The following is a 20,520-nucleotide window of genomic DNA, read 5'->3' on the forward strand; positions in this document are numbered from 1 at the left end:
TTACTCCTTCTAGGAAAACCTGAAATCCTATTTTTTATACATGCATAGACCTTTCTTTATCAAGGGCAGTTTCATACTTCATAGCAAGATTTTCAATGACCCCATCTCTTTTTATTACTTTATAGACCGTATTCCATAGAATTTTAATATCCATTGCCAAAGTTAGATTCTCAACATATTCAACATCCAACTTCAATCGCTCATTCCAAGACAATGTATTACGTCCTGAAACCTGTGCTAATCCTGTTATTCCAGGTCTTACTTCAAACCGTTTATTCTCATTCTCTGTAAAATAGGGAAGATATCTCATTAACAACGGTCTTGGTCCAATCAGACTCATATCTCCTTTTAGCACATTAAATAATTGGGGTAACTCATCAAGACTTAACTTTCGAATACGATTTCCTATGGGGGAGATCCGTAATTCATTAGAAAGTAATTTGCCCTCTTGATCGTAAAGATTGAGCATCGTTCTAAATTTATATATGGTAAACTCCTTACCCGCTTTACCTGGTCTTGGCTGCTTAAATAGGATTGGTTTGCCAAGAAACAAAAACACAATGATTGCTGTTACAGCAATCATTGGTGAGAACAACGTCAGAATAACTAATGAACCAACAATGTCAAAACAACGTTTCATTTTATAGTACATTCAATTCTGCACTCCTTTTCCCCTTAAATAACATAACATTGGAAGCATAAATTTCTTTATCATGTACTTCCTCATCGATTCCTTGATAAGTGGGAATCATTCTTTTTAGAATTCGTTTAATTTGTATTTCATTAAAAGAATTCCCCTTGTCTTGAATCAAATTTCCAAGCTCCAATAATAAACTGTTTAGTTCCACACGAGAGAAATTCATTGCCTTTCCTGCAAAAATTCGATTATGTGCTGTTACAGATAACCCTTCCTCAAGAGTTAGCAATTCTTCAAAAAGCTTTTCCCCCGGACGTATTCCCGTAATAACGATTGGAATTTCTGTGTCCGGTTCATATCCGGATAGGCGAATTAAATCTCTAGCCATGTCCAAGATTTTAACTGGTTCGCCCATGTCTAATACAAATATTTCTCCGCCTTTAGCAAGAATACTTGCTTGAATGACCAGTTGAACCGCTTCAGGAATCGTCATAAAATAGCGAACCATGTCCGTATGCGTTACAGTAACAGGGCCTCCACGTTCGATCTGACTCTTAAACAATGGAATCACACTACCTCGACTTTCCAGCACGTTCCCGAATCGAACTGTTGAAAACGTAGTTCGGCTTTCAACGTTCATTCCTTGAACGATCATCTCAGCAAATCGTTTGGTTGCCCCCATCACACTTGTCGGGTTAACTGCTTTATCGGATGAAACCATAACAAACTTTGAAACACCATATAAATCACTGAGTTCCGCAACATTTTTCGTTCCCATTACATTATTCTTCATAGCTTCAACCGGGTTGGCTTCCATGAGTGGCACATGTTTATGCGCGGCTGCATGAAATACGATTGCCGGTCTGAATTCAGAAAAAACACTTTCCATTCGATTTCGATCTTGTATATCCGCGATAATTGGAAGCACATTTTGCTGTGGATACATTCTTTTTAAATCTGCTTCGATATGATAAATACTATTTTCACCATGTCCAAGAAGGAGTAATTGCCTCGGTTTAAATCTTGACAATTGCCGACACAACTCGGACCCGATAGATCCCCCTGCTCCAGTTACTAATATGGTTTGATCGGCTAAATCCTCCGTAATACGATCAAGATCAATCTCTACAGGATCTCGTCCTAATAAATCCTCTGCAGATACTTCTCGAATCATATTAATCATTGGCTTTCCATTAATAAATTCGTTCAAAGAAGGTAAGATTTTAACTTGCGCTTTACTTAATTTGCAAATCTCAATTATTTTGGAAACCTCTGATTTAGAGATTGATGGAATTGCAATTAGAATATATTTAATTTTATGTATTTCAACCGCTTCTGGAATTTGAAATCTATTCCCCAAAATTTTTAGTCCGAATACTTCTAACCCCTTCTTTGTCAAATCGTCATCAATAAAAGCAACTGGGTTCATATTAGCGTACCGAGATTGTGTGATTTCTCTGGCAATATTCACACCGGCTTTACCTGCGCCGACAATTAAAAGATTTGCACAATTCTCAGAACTCGGTATTTTCGCTTTTATTTCCCGAATCATTCTCCAAACTAATCTAGAACCTGCAATCCCTAGAAATACATAAATCCATGCTAGATAAATAGATCGTGGAATTGGAAGAATACTCGTGTCTCTCTGCAAAACTAAGTTTAAGAAAAGAACACCAACAGATGATAAAACGGTCGCTTTAAAGATTAATAACATTTCTTTCATGCCTGCAAACTGCCAAATACGATGATAGGCCTTAAAAACATATAGTAGCGATAGATTGAGAATAGTGTGAATGAAGATGGCTAATGGTAGTATATTTAGATAAGGTTCGGGGATAACAAAATCAAAACGAACTAAAAATGCAAGATACACAGCGAGACTTACAATTGCAGCATCAAGCATTCCTAATGTGAATAGACGTAGTTTATTTCCCATGTGAATGTATTCACCCATTTTCTTCAGATTTCTAAATCAGCATTTTGAAGTCTAACCTTTTCTCTGCGTGATCGTGCTGATGTATATATGCGATTCATCGTAATAACTATTTCTGTCAAACTATACTGTTTAACAATAGACTGATTATTAATCCCCATCGCTAGTTTTAATTCTTTATCATCTATTAATGTAGAGATTGCTTTAGCGGTTGCTTCCTTATCAGAAACGGGAACAAGAAAACCATTCTGTCCATCCATGACTAAGTCATTATTACCCCGAATGTTAGTTGCAATTAAAGGCTTTCCAGCAGCCATTGCTTCCATTAATGACCTCGGCAAGCCCTCATGAAAAGATACAAGACTAACAGCATCACTAATCTGCAGTAATTGTGGAATATCTGTATACTGGCCTAAGAATGAAACTACATCTTCAATTCCCTTCTTTCGGGCATATTCCTTAAGTTTCGCTTCTTCAGGTCCGCTGCCGGCGAACAAGCCTTTTATATTCTTTCCATTTGCTTTCAGAATTTGGATGGCATCAAGTAACTGCCTTTGATTTTTTCTCCTGCTTAATTCAGCAATGCATAGCAATACGAAATCATCTGATTTAATATCCAGATTAGCTTTGATGGTAGTTAAATCCGATGTATTACCTGAATATTCACTGATATCTAACCCTACGCCTGGCACATATTCAGAATGACCTCTAACAGGAAACCGTTTAGCTCTCATCTCGTCTTCTCTATTCATCGTAATTAAGATGTCTGTCCAGCGAGACATGATCCACTCTACTGGATAGTATAGAAGCCAGTTTACTAGAGGAGCCCCTTTAAAAAAATGAAATCCGTGTGCCGTATAAATTACAAATGGAACATTCGTTATTCGCCCCGCAATTCTGCCCAATATTCCAGCAACTGGTGTGTGAACATGAATAAAGTTGAATTTTTCATTTCTAAAACTTTGAATTAATCTCCAAAGAGCAATCAAATTACTCGGATAAAATGGATTCCTTTTGAAGGGAATATCATGGCAAATAACTCCCTTGTTCTCTAATTCCTTACGTTTAATGCTTCCTCTAGCATACGCATGTACTTCGTAGCCCTGGTCCTGTAGCAACTCGATATAGGGAAGATGGAACCTCTCCAAATGGCCATAAACCGTTGCCAGAAATGCTATTTTTGTCTTCTGAGCACTCACATGTTCCCCCACCTATTCATCGATTATATTGAACTGGTATATCTAAATTGCAAATTGCAGACAAAGTACGACTTGCTGACAATAGCTCATGATCAGGAACAGTCAGATTTCTCTTTTCTGTCAATACACGGCCCTTACTTAGGATTTGAAATAACATATAGGTAAGTCCTTTTAAATATGACTTCATAATAAGTACCTTAGTCCCGATCTCCCCAACGATCTCTGGACCATATTTTCTGAATATATTTCTATCCGTTTTACAACTAAGAAGATAATTTGGAAGGTTAACCGTGCTGTTCTCACGGTAAAAAAATAAAGGACAGTCAATCTTGTAGAATGTGGAGTGTCCAACGGTTCTTACCCACAACTCATGATCTTCTGCCCGAACATAATACTCATCATATGGATTTTCTCTGAACCATGTGGTTTGACCTAAAACGGAAGGATGAATAAACAATCCCTTACTTAATACCGACCTGGGATTACAATCTAATTCTCCTAAAGCCCTCCAACCCGTGACTTTATTTTCTTCATCAATAACATAGACCCCGGTTCCGACTAGATTTACATGTGGATTACTTTCCATATAAGCAATCTGTTGTGCTATTCGTTCTGGATGCATCAAGTCGTCAGCATCCATTCTTGCTAAATACTTTCCCTTAGCCAGTTTCGACAACTGGTTTAATCGGAATGGCAGGCCTTTATTTTGCCCGTCTTTAATAACGCGAACTCTAGGATCCGAAACAGATTCTGCAATACTGACCGATCGATCTGTAGATCCATCATCTAAGAGAATTAATTCCCACTCTTTAAAGGTTTGTGCAAAAATAGACTTGATGGCACTTAATAAAGTTAACTCAGCATTAAAAAAAGGAATGCCAATGGTTACAAGCATATTACGCCCCCGCTCTTTACTTTAGTTAATCTGAATAATGTCCAATTATCTGACTGCAGTCCCCGAGCGACTTAATATTTCTTCTAATGCCTTCAAAAGCGGCTTTCGCAGCTCATTATTCATTAATGCGAAATCGAGAGAGGTTAGTATAAAACCTAGCTTTTCGCCAACATCATAACGTGTGCCTTCAAATTCATAAGCATGTACACCTTCAATCTCCGCAAGTCTTTGAATTGCATCCGTTAGTTGAATTTCCCCATTTACGTCTTTCTCTGTATTTTCCAAAAAGCCAAAAATCCTCGGAGTCAGTATATAACGTCCCATAATAGCTAAATTCGAAGGCGCATTTTCCCTCTTCGGTTTTTCAACCATATATTTCACTTCACAAAGTCGATCATGAATTTCACCTGGCGCGATAATCCCATAACGACTTACATCCTCATCTGAAACATGCTTTACTGCGACAATCGCATTCTGCAGCAATTCAAATTTCTTAATCATTTGAAGCATGCAAGGCGTCTCTGCCTTGACAATGTCATCACCAAGAAGGACGGCAAACGGTTCATCACCTATAAACTTCCGTGCGCACCAGACAGCATGACCCAAACCCTTGGGTTCTTTCTGGCGAATGTAGTGGATATCCACGATATTCGAACTTCGCCGTACCTCTTCAAGCAGCTCTAGCTTTCTTTTCTCTAACAATGCATGCTCTAATTCAAAAGCATTATCAAAATGATCCTCAATTGCTCGCTTACCTTTACCGGTAACAATTATGATATCCTCGATACCGGATTCGACTGCCTCCTCCACAATATACTGTATAGTTGGTTTATCCACGATTGGCAGCATTTCTTTCGGCATTGCTTTTGTCGCCGGCAAAAATCTTGTCCCTAAACCCGCTGCTGGAATAATAGCTTTTTTTACTTTTTTCATCTATGCAACCCCCTATGTGCTTAATGATTCTTATATCCATCCCGCTATTAGAAAAATATAAAAAGTCTAGGTATGTCGTCTTAACCGATAAGAAAAAATACCTACACTTTTTATATAAAAAAATTGGGGCATCTAACCCCTCCTCACTTCACACCATCGACAATAATGTCTAAGGCGCTTATACGCCCACAGCGTGATCGAGTGTCTACAGTGATAAAGGTGCAGTAGACATTACCTATTAGCTATAATGTCATTCAGATTTATCCGAATGACATTAGTAATACAGATAAGATGATTGTTGTCTGGCGTGCGTTTTGTGATTCAGAACAACACCTAATACCTTTGCTTGAACTAACTTCAAATTTAGAAGTGTCTTTTTCACTGCACGGCATTTTACTTTACCGGAATGAATAACAATTAGGACACCGTCACATATGGTTGATAAAATTTGTGAATCTGTCACTGCCAGTGTAGGTGGAGAATCGATCAGAATCAGATCGTATTCCTGACTAAGTTGCTCTAGTAATTCGTGCATATTTTTAGAGGATAAAAGTTCAGCAGGATTAGGAGGAATAGGTCCAGAGGGAATCAGCGATAAATTAGGAATATCTGTTTCTACAATCACGTCTTTAATATTGTTTTGCTTTGCAAGAATGTTAGTTAAACCAATCCGATTTGATTTAAAAAAGTATTGATGGAGAGTAGGTTTTCGTAAGTCAGCATCCATGATTACAACCTTCTTGTCTTCTTGAGCAAATGCTATAGCTAAATTAGCAACCGTTGTTGACTTACCTTCCCCTGGTTGAGAAGAGGTTACTAGGATTTTTCTAATTTGCTGATCAACGGATGAGAATTTAATATTTGTTCTCAATGTTCTGTACGCTTCTGAAATATGTGATTTGGAGTTCATATTAGTGACAAGTACACTTTTGTTCTTACTGATTTGCGCTGACATAAGCTCCCTCTCCTACCGTTCTTTTTTTGTATGATTTAGACTTAATTTTAGGAATAACCCCTAACGTTGGAATTCCTAAGTGAGTTTCAACATCACTATCCGTTTTAATAGAATCATCCAGGTACTCTAACAAAAAGGAAAGTCCTATGGCTACTAAAAAAGAAGCGAGCAAGCTGATGATGATATTAATTTCAGGTCTAGGCTTTGCTGGTCGAGGATTAACTTTCTCTTTAGCTGCATTTAAAATGGTTACATTATCTACTTTCATAATTGTGGGAATTTGAATTTTAAATACCTCAGCAACTGCATTTACAATCTTTACCGCTTGAGTATGGGAATGGTCCTCCGAGGATATCGTCATAACCTGTGTTTGATTTGTTGAGCTAACACTAATTTTTTTACTCAGTTCTTCTGCTGATAACTGTAACTCAGGATATTTTTCAACAACTTTATCCAGAATAGCTGGCATTTCGATTATTTCTTTATAGGTATTGATTAACATCATATTTGTACTTATGCTGTCGGAGTCAATTGAAAGCAAACTTTGGTCAGCACTTGTTTTACTTACAATAATCTTTGCAGTGGCCGCATATACCGGTTGGATGTAATAGAAACTAATAATTCCTGTAGCCAGACAAGAAATGACAACGATACTTACAATCATCCATAACCTTTTCTTAATAACCATCAAATAATCTTTCAGTTCTAATCCCATTTTGCCCTCCTCTAACGATGTGCTCACGAGTTAATAATTTTGTTACATTTTGTATCAAAAATGTTATGTCCTGGCATAATCCCCTGCCCTTAGACCTACTTATAAATACAATTTGTATCTTATAACTAGATTAAGATACAAATTGTATCTTGTCAAGCAGTGTTTTAAGACTAGATTATTCCGAACCATTTCTTCTTACTGCTGAATGATAAATACTCAATTGTTTCACCTTTTATTAATCGGACAGCATTATTCATGTAACGTTCTGCACGATCCTTTCCAAGAGAATCACGTAGGTAAACCATTGCATGAGCTAAATTTCCTGGCCTATTACTTGTGTTATGTGCATCAGAGGCAATAACATGAGCTAAACCTTCCTTGCATAGATGAAAAGCAAACTTTTGAATTTTTTTACCAAATAAGCCCAACAAAGAGGGGGAAGTAACTTGACATAGTACCCCATGTTCAACGTATTCCCTAAGTCGTTTTGGATATTTGATAAACTCATTATTTCTTTCTGGATGAGCAAAAACAGCTGTTAGTTTAAGGATGTTTAGCTCATATAATAGCTCGTCAAAATATTCAGGTACACCGTAAGCAGGAAGTTCTAATAAAATATATTGTGTATGATTTAAGGTGCGTATTTTTCCATTTAACAAGTCATCCAACAAGCCCTTATAAAGGCGGACTTCCTGCCCAGGAAGAATTTTGAGCCCGATTTCACGCTTATTAAGTTCTACATTAAGGAAATTTACTGCATTATCTACGACATCTGCCTCATTCTCGTACTTTCCATCTGCGTGATGCGGAGTGGCTATGACGGAGTGTAAACCGTTCTGCTCTGCATAACGAGCCATAAGAATAGCTTCTTCCAAAGATTCAGCACCATCATCTAAATTGGGTAGAATATGGAAATGAGTATCAACTAACATTAGATTCCCACCTCTTTTAACATAGCAAATCGACATTTTGCTTACTTGAGATCGGTGCACTAAAGTAATCATAGTGTTGTATGGCTTGGGACATAAGTAGATGTGGTTCTTTAAAAAAATCTAAAATGTAACGGCCAAGCTCTTCTCCGTCATTCCACTCTGACTCATATTCGTATCCTTCGTCCATCTTTTGAGCTTTAATAAGAACACCAGCAGCCGAAATTGGCATTTCATTCAGCAATAATCGAAAATTCCAAATAATTCTTCCATCAATAGGCAAATCTAATAAAGAATGAAACTTCATACCACGAGAACTAGTTTCAGTAATCGTTACTTTCGTAGGATTAGATTCAATTCTCTTATTATTGATTTGTATAATCTTAATTAAACAATGAACCATAGACTCACGTTTGAGATCAAATTTTCGCCTTTTGATGACATGACTCCCCATACTTTCATCGCCCTTTTCGCAAGTTGACATTTTCATTTTCATATCTTGCCTAACACTGGTATAATAGGTCTAACATACTGGTAAATGGTTATAATATTACTATTCTTATTGAAATGTGAGGAAATTGATCATGACTAAATACGGGGACAGAATTGCCCTGCTTCGCGAAAAGCATGCACTTACCCAAGAAGATCTTGCTAATAAGCTGGGCATTTCAAGAGCCGCTCTTTCACACTACGAGACTTCTCGTAGAGAACCGGATTACGATACGATTAATAAATTCGCTTCATTTTTCCGAGTTTCCGTAGATTACTTGCTAGGGCGTACAGACTCACCAGAACGTATTATGGATCAAGAAGTTCAGGAGTTTGTAGATCATTTGGAGCTCTCGGACGAAAAAATTCTCGAAAAGTTTTCTTTAACGGTTGATGGGAAAAAGTTATCTGCCAACGAAGCACGACGCTTCATTGCTTTTGTACGGGCTGAACGCTCTCTTGAGTAGTGCTTTCCTTTATCTCTGCTTCTGATAAACATAACGACATAGATTTATTTGGATCTATACCCAATTGTTTTAGCAAAACTTGAATATCTAGTGTGACTTTCGAGTGATTCTCCATAAAAAAGCCCCTTTTCCAGATCATGTAAAATAAATCATGATCTTTTTAGCATTAAGTTTTTTTTGATACGAATCGTATCTATATTACGACGATTTATCAGCGTTAACCCCAATATACCTTAAGGTGACTGAGGGGGCAGAATGATTGAATAGGTCACGTAATACGGATATATTTTTCGTCTTTTGATAATAGTGATATCCATAAGTCTTCCTAAGTGTGTGGGTGCCAATATCATGAAGACCAACCTGTTTGGCCGCCTCATTCAAAATGCGATACACACGAATACGCTTAATTGGCTTTCCTGTTCGCTGCGAAGGAAATACGAAGTCTCCATCTTCCATATATTTCACATACTCAAAGATAGATTCTCGCAATTGATTGTTGATAACAAAATTTTTCTCTTTACCCGTTTTTTCTTCTTTTATCGAAACGCGATTCTTTCCTTTTAAATCCCCTACCTTCAACATTAATAAATCACTTAAGTGCAATCCTGAATTAATTCCAATCGTGAATAAGAGCCAATCTCGTTGTGATTGTCTAATCAATACTTCTTGAAGCTGCTCAATCTTCTCTTGATCGCGAATAGGCTGAACGACTTGCATTGCAACAACGCTCCTTTTTCAAATTAAATTATTTATGTTCGTTTTCATTCAAAAATGTACGACTAAGTTTATTAACTTCTACCATATCTGGAATCCAATAATATAATTTCATGCCAACCAAAGGGTCCAACTCAGAGCCACTACGTCCAGGAATCTGTCGATAACTAAAATCCTCTTCCATCATTCCCTTAAATAACCAAGCTAAGCTAATTAAATCATCATCCTTAAAGTTGGTATCCAAAATGTCCTTCTTGACTTTAATTAACAAATTAGCAATTTCTCCAATATGTTCGGGTTTTAGTATTTCTTTCGCCACACTTTTCAGAATATTGGATTGCTCCTCCTGTCGACCAAAGTCACCGTTTGGAAACGAGTACCTTTCTCTTGCCAGACTTAGTGCGAGTTTACCGTTAATGTGCTGCATGCCTTTGGTCAAAGTCCCACTATCATCCGATAAGGTGATATCATTCTCCACCTCAACATCCACACCGCCGATGGTATCAATAAAATCTTCAAATCCCTTAAAATCAGTCTTCATATAGTAATTGATCGGTATTTGTAAAAAATCGCTAGCTGCCTGTAAAGCAGCTTGTGTCCCTTCTTGATTGCCTCCCTTGGATTCACCAAGAATGTGAGCATGGTTTATTTTTGTTAAACCAACACCTTTAACCATAACCCGTGTATCTCTAGGGATCGAAACAAGATTAACTTTTCGACTCGATGGAATGACATGCATAACCATCATGACATCTGATCTGGATATCTCCTCCTCTCTGGCATCTACGCCAAGAATCAACACATTGAATGCTTTCATGACCATCGGTTCTTTGGTTGTGACCGTGTTATTCGTTAGTTCTCTTGCCGATTCTTCAACTAATTCTTTCTCTGGTCTTTGCTCCACTGGTTGGGGGGCTGTTTCCATGGAAACGGCCGGCCTACTCAGAACAGGCACTGTCATCTGTTTAAAATGATTTTCGGGTTCATATTTCAAATAAATGTAGCCGCCTGCACCAACCAATCCAAGGAGGATGGAGCCTGCTGAGTACAGTACCCAACGCTTCATCGTGACACATCCTTTGGATTTTCTTTCTAGATACAAAATGTATCATAGTTTATATACTCGTGATGCCTTTACTGAGAATAAAGCACTCACGTCTCGGATACACTTTGTATCTAATTTATGATACAAAGTGTATTTTGTCAATAGAATGTACAAACATTCTTTTCCCCTCATTTCGACACTTTCTCTCAAATTACACATAATTCTAAAATCAGGTTAATATCTATCACATACCGAGATAAATCGAATATACTAATTTTAATTAGAAGATTGTAAATAAATACTAAAAAAGGAGAGTGTGACTATGGCGGATCCAACAGTGGGAAATTTAAGTGATTTAAAAACGACAGATAAGTCTAGTATCGTAAACGCAATAAATGAGCATGATGCGAGAATTAAAGAAATCGGGGTTAATGTAAAAGCATTTGGAGCTAAGGGAGATGGCGTGAAGGACGATACTGCTTCAATCCAAGCTGCAATTAATGCATCAGCAGGAGTTGTTTTCATACCTGCTGGGACATATATGATCAATGCAGTTACAAATGATACGGATAATCCGACTACAGGTGGGATTACTTTGCCAAGCAATACAACATTAATTCTTAGTGAAAAAACTATTTTAAAAGCGATTACGAATAATTCTCAAACATACGGAATTGTACGCATTCCTGACAGTACGAACGTTACTATTTCTGGAGGCACCATTCAAGGTGATCGTACCACACATACAGGCACTACGGGCAGCTGGGGACAAGGTATTATGATTCAAGGTGGAATAGATGTATTAATTGAGAATGTTACAATTAGAGACTGCTGGGGAGATGGAATATTTATCGGTTCTGGCGCAGCTTTCGAGCCTGCTCCAGCAAGACGTGTGACAATAAATAACGTAGTCTGTGACAATAATAGAAGACAAGGTATGTCTATCATTCACGCTGATGGCATGGTAGTAAATGGAAGTGTATTTAAAAATACGAATGGAACCGATCCTGCACGCGGCGTGGACATTGAACCTGTACCCAATTATTTTGCAAAAAATATTGTATTCTCAAATTGTCAATTCTTAAGTAATGCTGAATCTGGATTTGGTTGTGATGGAAGTAGTGGGGCTGGCTCTGTTTCTAACATTATTGTAAAAGGATGCAGTTCAATTGGAAATGCCTACCATGGTTTACTTTTCTATGTGTGTGACAACATTACAGCTAGCAACAATGTATGTACAGGCAATTTAGCAAATGGCATTCAGTTAGAAGTGGCCACAAACAGTTCTGTGATTGGAAATCAAGCTAACTCCAACACGCAATGCGGTATAAAAGTGAAGACCACTTCCAACTATAATGTAGTTTCTGGTAATACCTGCAAAAGTAATAAAGATGTAGGTATCGCAGTCAGTGGGAGCAGTTATAATGTAGTAAATAATAATGTTTGTTTTAGAAATACGACTGATGGGATATGTATTTACTTGAGTGTAGGCACTCTGATTAATGGAAACATCACATCTGAAAATATGGGAAATGGTATCTATAGCTTTGGTACATCTCCGCAAACACAAATTTCAGACAACAAAGCAAATCGTAATTTGAAGACAGGAATTCGAATGGAAAACGCTAATGATAGCATGATTGCAAACAATTCTTGCTTCGAGAATTCACAAATTACAAATAATCTTTACAATAATATCTACGTATCAGGCAGTAGTGATGCACAAATTGTACAAAACCAAGTTAGAAAAGGTTCACTTACAAATAAGCCAGCAAACGGTATTGTAGTAGAATCGTGTGCACGTGCACTACTACAAGGAAATGACACTTATAATGGTGGAGTTGCTTCTACAGGATATGTAATGACAAGCAGCTCGGGTAGTTTAGCTACTCGTAATAAAAAAGGTAATGGAACCTTTGACGCATCCTAACGTAAGAAATCTCTCTAAACTAAATGGTCAGGTGGTACCTCCATTTTATTTAAGAGAGATTTCTTTTTATTATTTATCTCATTTTCACATCGACGCAACACGCACAGACTCGCTCGTTCCTAATCTAGAAACTAGCAAAGCTTGCTGCAGCAGCAAGGCTAGCAGCTTGCGCATCGAGCCGATGCCTATTTTACTCATAATGTTGGCAAGGTGAATTTTCACTGTTTTCTCACTAATACAGCAGCTTTCGGCAATTTCTTTGTTTGTGTATCCATAGGTAGCGAGTAAAGAAAGAATTTCGGTTTCACGTTGTGTTAGGCCATAGTTGGAATAAAATTGAAGTAAAACATCTGGCTCATCTGGGATCATTGGCTTCATATGACAACTTCCTTTATATGAATATGTCTTTCTCGACTGAGATCAAGAAAGGAATCTTCTATTTTCACAAGTGGATTCGTATCATCGGTTGGATTAATGTAGACGACCTCGCCCCAGCGTCCATCGGTAAGAAGTACTTGTCTGCCTACTAAATTGTAGATAATATTTTGTAAAAAGATGGAGACGATATGCGGATCTAATTCACCGAAAAACCCATCCCGCAAACGGCTGACGACCTCATGAAATGGCATCATTTCATGATATGGCCGCTTTGAAGACATGGCATGGAACACATCGGCAACGGCGACGATTCGACTCATTTTGTCCAACTGGCTATCTTTCAGCTGTAAGGGATATCCAGTGCCATCGGCTCGTTCATGATGCTGAAGGGCAACCAGCGCTACGCGATAGTTAATGCCTACAGTTTCACGCAGCATATTATAGCCTAGTATGGTGTGTTTTTTAATTTCTTCGTACTCTTCTTTCGTTAATTTCCCCGGCTTCATCAGGATCTCTTCTGAAACCTTAATTTTACCCACATCGTGCATTGTAGCTGCTAAAGATAGTAAGGCTACTTCGTTTTCGCCTAAATCCATCCACTTGCCAAGCAGCGTTGAGAGTACGCCTACTCCGATATTATGTTGGTGCGTGTACTCATCTTTAGCTTTGACGGCTTGAAATAGTTGAAATAAATCAGGGGTATCGGCTGCCTGTAAAACAATAGGGATTAGTTCATTCTTGATCTCAAGAAGCGGTATTTTCTTGTGTGTCTTGATACGTTCGAATAAATCCTTGGCATATTCTGTCGCTTTTTGAACAAGACGATTCGCATCTTGTTCGGGTGCGGTTTCGATCTGGGTATCCGACATGGTCGTGGTTACGATATCCATGCGAACAATACGGTGCTGCACAAATAAATCCAAGTGCTCTTGATTGAGAACGGTATGAACGGGAACTAAGACTAGCCCATAACTTGTTGTCACATCATATCTTAATCTTTTGCCCAGTAGGTCTCTCAAGAAATCCGCCCCATTAATTTCAAAATCGTTCCATTTTCAATTATATACGACATATAACTTCATATATATGGGATATTTCGCCTATATTTCGACAATTTATCTAGGTTAAATTTCCCAATAAATTTTAATAGAGCATTGTTTTTGGGTCTTGTGATCCTTTTACTTTTGGTCATGGCTAATCGTGACATCCGTCTATTCCGCTGCATATAGTAAGTATCGACTATCCGCTTTTACCTAAGGAGGACTTCACGAATGGCTTCGAATAAAAAACAAGAACTGCGCGACGTAGAGCTTGAAAATGAAATTTCACAAAGCGCGGCAACGGATTCGGACTATCCTGCAGCGTATTATCCGCAACCTTCACCATACGCTTATGGCTATTATGCCTGGGTTCCTGCTTATGACCCGCGTGGTTTAGGCGGTTTCGGCATACCTGGCTTCCCAGGAACTGGCGGCATGATCCCTGGCTTCCCGGGTGGGTCCGGCGGCTTCCCTGGTGGACCGGGTGGTTTCCCAGGCGGGCCAGGGTTTCCTGGTGGTCCAGGCGGTTTCCCAGGTGGTCCAGGGTTTCCTGGCGGGCCTGGCGGCTTCCCAGGCGGACCAGGACCAGGATTTCCACCTCCAGGACCAGGGCCGGGCGGACATCAACCGCCAACTTCTGCGCCACCAGCTCACATCCCGCAAAAGCCGCTTAAAGCGCCAGGTGTCTACGCTGTAGATCCAGGCGGTATCTCCCGCTGCTTGTTCAGATTCACGTATATATGGCAAAGCAATGGACAACAGTACTGGTACTATCCAGTGTTCGTTGGACGGACTTCGATTGCCGGCTTCCGCTGGACGGGATTCTCTTGGATGTTCTTTGGCGTCGATTTACGCTTTATCGACTCATTCACTTGCTAATTGTTCAAATCAAAAAGCTTCCAACACCACGTCAAAGTGGGTTTGGAAGCTTTTTTACGCATTTACGCTTTTTCACTCATCAATTCTCCTGCCAAGCAAACCGATACCCAATCCCCGGCTCCGTCAATATATACTGCGGCCTCGTCGGGTCGGCCTCAATCTTCTTTCTCAAATGCCCAACATACACCCGAAGATATTGACTGTCGGATTCATATTGCTGGCCGCCCCACACCTGCTTCAGCAGCTGCTTATGCGTCATGACACGACCCGCATTAACGCCAAGAACCTTGAGTAAATCATACTCGGTTGGCGTTAGCTTGAGTTTCTCACCTTGCAGCTCGACGCTGCGTTTCGCCAAATCAATGACCAATTGCCCCAGCTTCAGCACAGGCTCGTCAACTACTTTGGCGATATGCCGTAGGGCGACGCGCATCCGGGCCATGAATTCGCCCATACCGAACGGTTTGGTCACATAATCGTCTGCACCGCGATCTAAGGCAGCGATTTTGTCGGCCTCTTGATCCTGCGCAGTTAAAATAATGATGGGAACGTGTGACCATTCCCGAATGCCATCCAGCACCTCCATGCCGGTCATATCCGGCAATCCCAAATCCAATACGATCAGATCCGGCCGGAACATGGCAGCTTGCAGCAAGCCTTCTTGGCCTGTTGCCGCTTCTGCGATATCAAAGCCATGTGCGGTTAAGGTGACGCGCAATAATTTGCGTATTTGTGCCTCGTCATCAATGACTAGAATTTTTGCGCCTGAGGTTGTCATGATTCTCTCCGTCCTTCTTAACTTGCTACTGCGATAAAGGCAAGCTTAGGTGAATAACGGTTCCCTGTTTGCCGTCTTCCCTGGCATCTGCGGTAATCCAACCGCCATGCGCTTCTACGATGCTTTTGCAGATTGCGAGTCCAAGCCCTGTACCAGGAATCTTCCTCGTATGATGTCCGCGATAAAATTTCTCGAAGATCCGCTCCCTATCAGCTGGAATAACGCCTGCTCCTTCGTCTGCAATCGTCAAACTCAGCTTATCTTGCTGCTGCTCTGCATGGATGCGAATTTCGCTTCCTTCCGGCGAATACTTGATCGCATTGCTGATCACATTTATAAGCACTTGTTCAATAAGAACTTCATCTAGTGGAACGGATGGAAGTTCCGGATCCAGCGTTATCGTAACCGCTCTATGCTGTAGAGAATCCTTCAACTGTGTTAAGGCAACACCTAGCACATCCTCGATCCCGCACCACATTTTGTTCAAACGCAACATCCCACTCTCAATTCGAACCATGCCGAGCAAATTCCCAACGAGTCTATTCATACGAGCAGCTCCCTCGCGTGTCGTAAGCAATAACTCTCGTCGATCTTCAGCGCTAAAGACGTCCTCCCCTTCGAGCAATCCGGTAACGGACCCGATAATCGTGGCCAGCGGTGTGCGTAATTCATGAGAGAGTGAGTCCAGCAGAGCAGTCCGAAGCTTCTCGGACTCGGCAGTTAATTGCGCGATCTTGGCCTCATTCGCAAGCTTAACCCGCGAAATGGCAACGGCTGCAAGATCAGATAGCGCTTCAATAATGCGAATGAGCTCTGGCATTTCCATCACACTGCGATGACCAACATTGACAACCAACACACCATGTACTTGATGATCCGTGTCCAACGGGATATACAGGTCTGCGGATTCCCGTAAAGTCTGCGTCCCTCGGCCAGCGATGGTATTGTTCTTGTATACCCAAGCTGCGATAGAAAGATGGGACTCATCACTTGCCCATTCCTTACTACCGAGCGAATAAGCTTCAAGCTGCAGTTCATCCAACGGATTGCGTAATAGGATGGCGACTTTCGTATCTAGTGTCTCCGAGACATGCTGAACAATCTGCTCCAGCAAAACGTCTAAGTCCGAAATCGCTGTAATCTTGCGGCTTAACGCGTAAAGAGCAGCGGTATTGGCCTCCTTCTGCTGTGCTTGTTGGAATTGATTTCGTAGCTTTGAAGCAAGGCTTGCCGTAAGTCCAGCCACACATAAGAACACAACAAAGGTTAAGAGATAACGCAAATCCGCAACCGTCAGACTCAGGGCAGGTGGCACGAAAAAGAAGTCAAAAGCCAACACACCTAATCCTGCAGCAAAAAAAGAGGGTCCCCTCCCCCATCGAACAGCACTAAACAGAACGGGAAATAAGTACAGGAGCGAAATATTGACGAGATCGAAGAAGTGATCAAAGCCTTTTAATACAATCGTCAATACGACGATAAAAAGAGCAGTCACACCATACGCTTTCCAGCTTACATGTTCATTTTTTTGAGTTTCCATAGGCTTATTTTACCCTATTTCTCGAAGATTGCCACGAATCATAATCAGCGACAATGAGTACATCCATTTGAGTGACATGCGGCAAAAGCTTATTAACGACGGCATCATTCCAAACGATCAGCTGCGTTGCACCGGCTTCCTTCGTTTTTGCTACATAAATAAGTGGGATCTGGCCGCGTTTCGCTGCTTGTTGATAGGAAAACTCGCCTCCCAAGCGTTTCGTCAGCTTCTTAAGCGCCTCTAGCTTTGACTCCCACTCGCCATCCGTATGCGGAGCCGCAATAAAGCTCACGTGCCACACAGCTTTAAGCCGATGGGCAATCCGAAACCCCCGCCGGATTAAGCGATCCGCTTGCGAGATCTCCGTGATGCACACGTAAATAACTTCTTTGCGTCGCCAAGGACCACGCAATGAATTTGTACGCTCCATAGACTCCAAGCGCTCATCAACATCATCCGCGATTTCACGCAGCGCTAGTTCCCGTAACGCGATGAGATTCCCCGTTTTAAAAAAATGATTTAATGCTTGATCCACTTTGGCCATCGCGTAAATATTGCCATCCCTCATCCGAAGCCGCAGGGCTTCTGGCGAAACATCAATTAATTGCACTTCGTCTGCTGTACGAAGCATACTATCTGGCACCGTTTCCCTCACACGAATGCCTGTTAGCTGCTCGACGGCATCATTTAAGCTCTCCAGATGCTGGACATTTACCGTAGAGATCACCGAAATGCCAGCTTCCAAAATATCCAACACATCTTCATAACGTTTCTTGTGCTTACTTCCAGGTACATTGGTATGTGCAAGTTCATCAACCAAGACCACTTCAGGGCGTAAACGAAGGATAGCTTCAGTATCCATTTCCTCAAGTTTTACACCTTGATAGTGTATTTCTGCCCGCGGCAGGATAGCCAGATCGCCAACCTGCGCGATGGTCTCTTTCCGTCCATGCGTTTCAAGTAGACCAATATGCACATCGATCCCCTTTTTAAGCAGATCGTTGCCCTCTCGCAGCATCGCGTACGTTTTGCCGACACCAGGCGCAGCGCCAATGTAAACCTTGAATCGACCACGTCTAATTTTTTCGATTTTCGCCTCCACTTCTTGCTTATTCAGACGTTTATATCTGTAAGGCTCCTTTGGGGAAGCGATATGGGCAGGCAAAATGCGCTCCCCCTCTTGAGATGCACGATCGGCTACTAGGAAGACATCCACGTTTTTTGCGCGTTTCAAAAGTCCATTGATTACGGAGCCGCGTAGAAAAGTTTGCCATCTCGTTTGCTTGGAGTGACCCAATACGATGCGTGTAACATGATGTTTGTTGGCATAATCCACTAGGATCTGCGGGATACAGCGGCGAAAAGTAAGTGGCAGCTCTTCAAATTTACCACCTATTTTCTCAATAAGTTTCATAATGGATCTTCGAAAAGCAGCTGCTTCTTTAGTCAGTGTTTTACTCATTTGCCGCAGGGTGACCACATGAAGATCACCATTCAAGCGTTTAGCGATTTGTTGACCACGCCGCACATAAATAGAACCGTTCCAGTGATATTGCGTCGTAACTAGAATTCGTTCGGTAGCCCCCGATGGACCCTGAATTCCCATTTGCTCGCGATGTGCTACTAATGAATCATTCACATCCTCTGCGACAAGTCGGAGGGCTAGCTCACGCAACACACCTAAGTTACCGCGTTTAAATAAGGCTGAATCCTTATTCCCTTTTAAATGACCCTCTTCTAGTCGAGTTAAAATGGTTTCTGGCGTCGCATCGATGAGTCTCACCTCATCAGCAAGTTCTAGTATGTCTGACGGCACACAGTGTCCCACTTCAATCCCTGTTAATTTATGAGCAACCTCCATCGCCGCCTCTAATTCATAAACATTCACCGTGGTAATCACACTGATATCGCGTGCAAGCAAATATTTAATATCTTCGAGTCTAGTAGGAAAAAGAGCCTCCTTGCGATTAAGGTGCGCTAAACCATCCACAAGGACAACCTCCGGATTTCTTTCAAGCAAGGCATCCAAATTCAAATCCTTTTGTTCCACGCCGTCTTTCATCCAATGAATACTCGGTACCCTTTCCAAATCCCCCAATTGTTCCACGGTTTCTGGCCTTTGGAGCGTCGAAACCGCACAGATGACCACATCAATCCCTTGCCCCTTGAGGTTATGTCCTTCCCGAAGCATATGATACGTTTTACCAGATCCACTGACTGCTCCGATATAAATTTTTAAGCTGCCACGGTGCAATTTGGAGATGGATAATAGGATCTCTTCCGGCGTCTTTCTTTTGAAACCATCCACTGTCGTAACCTTCTCCCATGTCCCGAAATAAACGGATACACCGTCCTACTTGGACGGGAGCGTTTATCTAGAAATTCAGCATAATTATAATGTGAAACTTATAAATTCTGATATTTCAAAATAGGCAGAAACCACTCTCCATATATACGAGAGTGGCTGTCTGCTTAGATCACAATTTGACTTGTTTGAGCAGTTCCCTATTCAATTCAGTGACATTGACCCTAGGCTCCCCGAAAATGCCAAGCTGCCTAGTTTTTGAAAACTGGTCAACAAGGTCATTGAGCTTGCTTTCAGCAATCCCTGTTTCCTTACTAATTCTCGGAACTTGGGCTTTTGCCCCTTCCGGAGACAAGTCTGGATCAAAACCAGAACCAGAAATCGTGACAATGTCAGCCGGAATTTCCGTTAATTTCGGATTTTCCAGCCTCCAAGCGGCAATTTTCTCTGCCATCGCTGCAGCATAATCGCTTGAAGCTACCGCTGTATTGGAGCCTGAAGAAGCCGTAGGATCATACTTGGCTGCCGATGCTCTTGGATGGAACAGTTTTGGAGACTCGAAGCTTTGAGCAAGCAATTCTGATCCAACTACAATACCGTCAGCTTCAATAAGACTGCCATTGGCTTGTTTGGGAAATAAAATTTGTGCCACACCTGTCGTCGCAAGCGGATATATGAGTCCACAAACGATCATGAACAATAAAGATACTCGAACAGCTATCATAACCGATTTCATAACACGATCTCCTCGTCTCTCTT

Annotated in this window: 20 protein-coding genes; 3 read left to right on the forward strand and 17 right to left on the reverse strand. The window is 40.9% G+C overall.

Going from position 1 to position 20,520, the window contains the following annotated elements:
• Positions 1 to 34: 34 nt before the first annotated feature.
• The 9 genes from AC58UX_RS10825 to AC58UX_RS10865 form a co-directional block, all read right to left on the reverse strand.
• On the reverse strand, positions 35 to 652 hold the full coding sequence (locus AC58UX_RS10825) for a sugar transferase (RefSeq protein ID WP_497252364.1): 618 nt from the start codon (positions 650 to 652) through the stop codon (positions 35 to 37).
• Positions 642 to 2,573: a polysaccharide biosynthesis protein gene (locus AC58UX_RS10830; protein ID WP_497252366.1), complete on the reverse strand. Its 1,932-nt coding sequence runs from the start codon at positions 2,571 to 2,573 to the stop codon at positions 642 to 644. The genes AC58UX_RS10825 and AC58UX_RS10830 overlap by 11 nt, the downstream gene beginning before the upstream one ends.
• 23 nt (positions 2,574 to 2,596) lie before the next feature.
• Complete coding sequence (locus AC58UX_RS10835; RefSeq protein WP_497252368.1) at positions 2,597 to 3,769, reverse strand: glycosyltransferase family 4 protein; 1,173 nt, start codon at positions 3,767 to 3,769, stop codon at positions 2,597 to 2,599.
• Between the two features lie 16 nt (positions 3,770 to 3,785).
• On the reverse strand, positions 3,786 to 4,664 hold the full coding sequence (locus tag AC58UX_RS10840; RefSeq protein ID WP_497252370.1) for a glycosyltransferase family 2 protein: 879 nt from the start codon (positions 4,662 to 4,664) through the stop codon (positions 3,786 to 3,788).
• Positions 4,665 to 4,709: 45 nt separating this feature from the next.
• A complete protein-coding gene (galU, locus tag AC58UX_RS10845) occupies positions 4,710 to 5,597 on the reverse strand; it encodes a UTP--glucose-1-phosphate uridylyltransferase GalU (RefSeq protein ID WP_497252372.1) in 888 nt (295 codons plus the stop codon).
• A gap of 274 nt (positions 5,598 to 5,871) precedes the next feature.
• Positions 5,872 to 6,552: a CpsD/CapB family tyrosine-protein kinase gene (locus AC58UX_RS10850; protein ID WP_497252374.1), complete on the reverse strand. Its 681-nt coding sequence runs from the start codon at positions 6,550 to 6,552 to the stop codon at positions 5,872 to 5,874.
• A complete protein-coding gene (locus tag AC58UX_RS10855; protein ID WP_497252376.1) occupies positions 6,533 to 7,267 on the reverse strand; it encodes a YveK family protein in 735 nt (244 codons plus the stop codon). Before AC58UX_RS10855 ends, AC58UX_RS10850 begins: the two co-directional genes overlap by 20 nt.
• A gap of 170 nt (positions 7,268 to 7,437) precedes the next feature.
• On the reverse strand, positions 7,438 to 8,199 hold the full coding sequence (locus AC58UX_RS10860) for a tyrosine-protein phosphatase (RefSeq protein WP_497252378.1): 762 nt from the start codon (positions 8,197 to 8,199) through the stop codon (positions 7,438 to 7,440).
• Positions 8,200 to 8,215: 16 nt separating this feature from the next.
• Positions 8,216 to 8,692, reverse strand: coding sequence for a hypothetical protein (locus AC58UX_RS10865; protein WP_497252380.1), 477 nt, complete (start codon positions 8,690 to 8,692; stop codon positions 8,216 to 8,218).
• An 88-nt stretch (positions 8,693 to 8,780) separates the two neighbouring features.
• Between AC58UX_RS10865 and AC58UX_RS10870 the strand changes: the two genes are divergently transcribed.
• Positions 8,781 to 9,152: a helix-turn-helix domain-containing protein gene (locus AC58UX_RS10870; protein WP_497252382.1), complete on the forward strand. Its 372-nt coding sequence runs from the start codon at positions 8,781 to 8,783 to the stop codon at positions 9,150 to 9,152.
• 198 nt (positions 9,153 to 9,350) lie between these two features.
• On the opposite strand, the gene AC58UX_RS10875 is transcribed toward AC58UX_RS10870, so the two are convergent.
• Together AC58UX_RS10875 and AC58UX_RS10880 are read right to left on the reverse strand one after the other, a co-directional pair.
• Complete coding sequence (locus tag AC58UX_RS10875; RefSeq protein ID WP_497252384.1) at positions 9,351 to 9,869, reverse strand: site-specific integrase; 519 nt, start codon at positions 9,867 to 9,869, stop codon at positions 9,351 to 9,353.
• Between the two features lie 28 nt (positions 9,870 to 9,897).
• Entirely contained in the window at positions 9,898 to 10,932 is a 1,035-nt protein-coding gene (locus AC58UX_RS10880) for an LCP family protein (protein ID WP_497252386.1), read from the reverse strand.
• A 301-nt stretch (positions 10,933 to 11,233) separates the two neighbouring features.
• On the opposite strand from AC58UX_RS10880, the gene AC58UX_RS10885 reads away from it, so the two are divergent.
• Entirely contained in the window at positions 11,234 to 12,841 is a 1,608-nt protein-coding gene (locus tag AC58UX_RS10885; protein WP_497252388.1) for a right-handed parallel beta-helix repeat-containing protein, read from the forward strand.
• Positions 12,842 to 12,925: 84 nt separating this feature from the next.
• Here AC58UX_RS10885 and AC58UX_RS10890 read toward each other — a convergent pair whose 3' ends face one another.
• Together AC58UX_RS10890 and AC58UX_RS10895 are read right to left on the reverse strand one after the other, a co-directional pair.
• A complete protein-coding gene (locus tag AC58UX_RS10890; protein ID WP_497252390.1) occupies positions 12,926 to 13,219 on the reverse strand; it encodes a helix-turn-helix domain-containing protein in 294 nt (97 codons plus the stop codon).
• The gene (locus AC58UX_RS10895) at positions 13,216 to 14,238 is read right to left on the reverse strand and encodes an HD-GYP domain-containing protein (RefSeq protein ID WP_497252392.1); all 1,023 of its coding nucleotides are present in this window, start codon (positions 14,236 to 14,238) and stop codon (positions 13,216 to 13,218) included. Before AC58UX_RS10895 ends, AC58UX_RS10890 begins: the two co-directional genes overlap by 4 nt.
• Positions 14,239 to 14,490: 252 nt before the next feature.
• Between AC58UX_RS10895 and AC58UX_RS10900 the strand changes: the two genes are divergently transcribed.
• Complete coding sequence (locus AC58UX_RS10900; protein WP_497252394.1) at positions 14,491 to 15,138, forward strand: hypothetical protein; 648 nt, start codon at positions 14,491 to 14,493, stop codon at positions 15,136 to 15,138.
• A gap of 79 nt (positions 15,139 to 15,217) precedes the next feature.
• Here the strand turns inward: AC58UX_RS10900 and AC58UX_RS10905 are convergent, their stop codons facing one another.
• From AC58UX_RS10905 to kdpC, 4 genes are all read right to left on the reverse strand, one after another.
• Entirely contained in the window at positions 15,218 to 15,916 is a 699-nt protein-coding gene (locus AC58UX_RS10905) for a response regulator (protein ID WP_497252396.1), read from the reverse strand.
• A gap of 25 nt (positions 15,917 to 15,941) precedes the next feature.
• Entirely contained in the window at positions 15,942 to 17,456 is a 1,515-nt protein-coding gene (locus AC58UX_RS10910) for a DUF4118 domain-containing protein (RefSeq protein ID WP_497252398.1), read from the reverse strand.
• 4 nt (positions 17,457 to 17,460) lie between these two features.
• Positions 17,461 to 19,764: a histidine kinase gene (locus AC58UX_RS10915; RefSeq protein ID WP_497252400.1), complete on the reverse strand. Its 2,304-nt coding sequence runs from the start codon at positions 19,762 to 19,764 to the stop codon at positions 17,461 to 17,463.
• 169 nt (positions 19,765 to 19,933) lie between these two features.
• Entirely contained in the window at positions 19,934 to 20,497 is a 564-nt protein-coding gene (gene kdpC / locus AC58UX_RS10920; protein ID WP_497252402.1) for a potassium-transporting ATPase subunit KdpC, read from the reverse strand.
• Positions 20,498 to 20,520 lie beyond the last annotated feature (23 nt).

The organism is Paenibacillus sp. J22P90 (genome assembly GCF_059692195.1).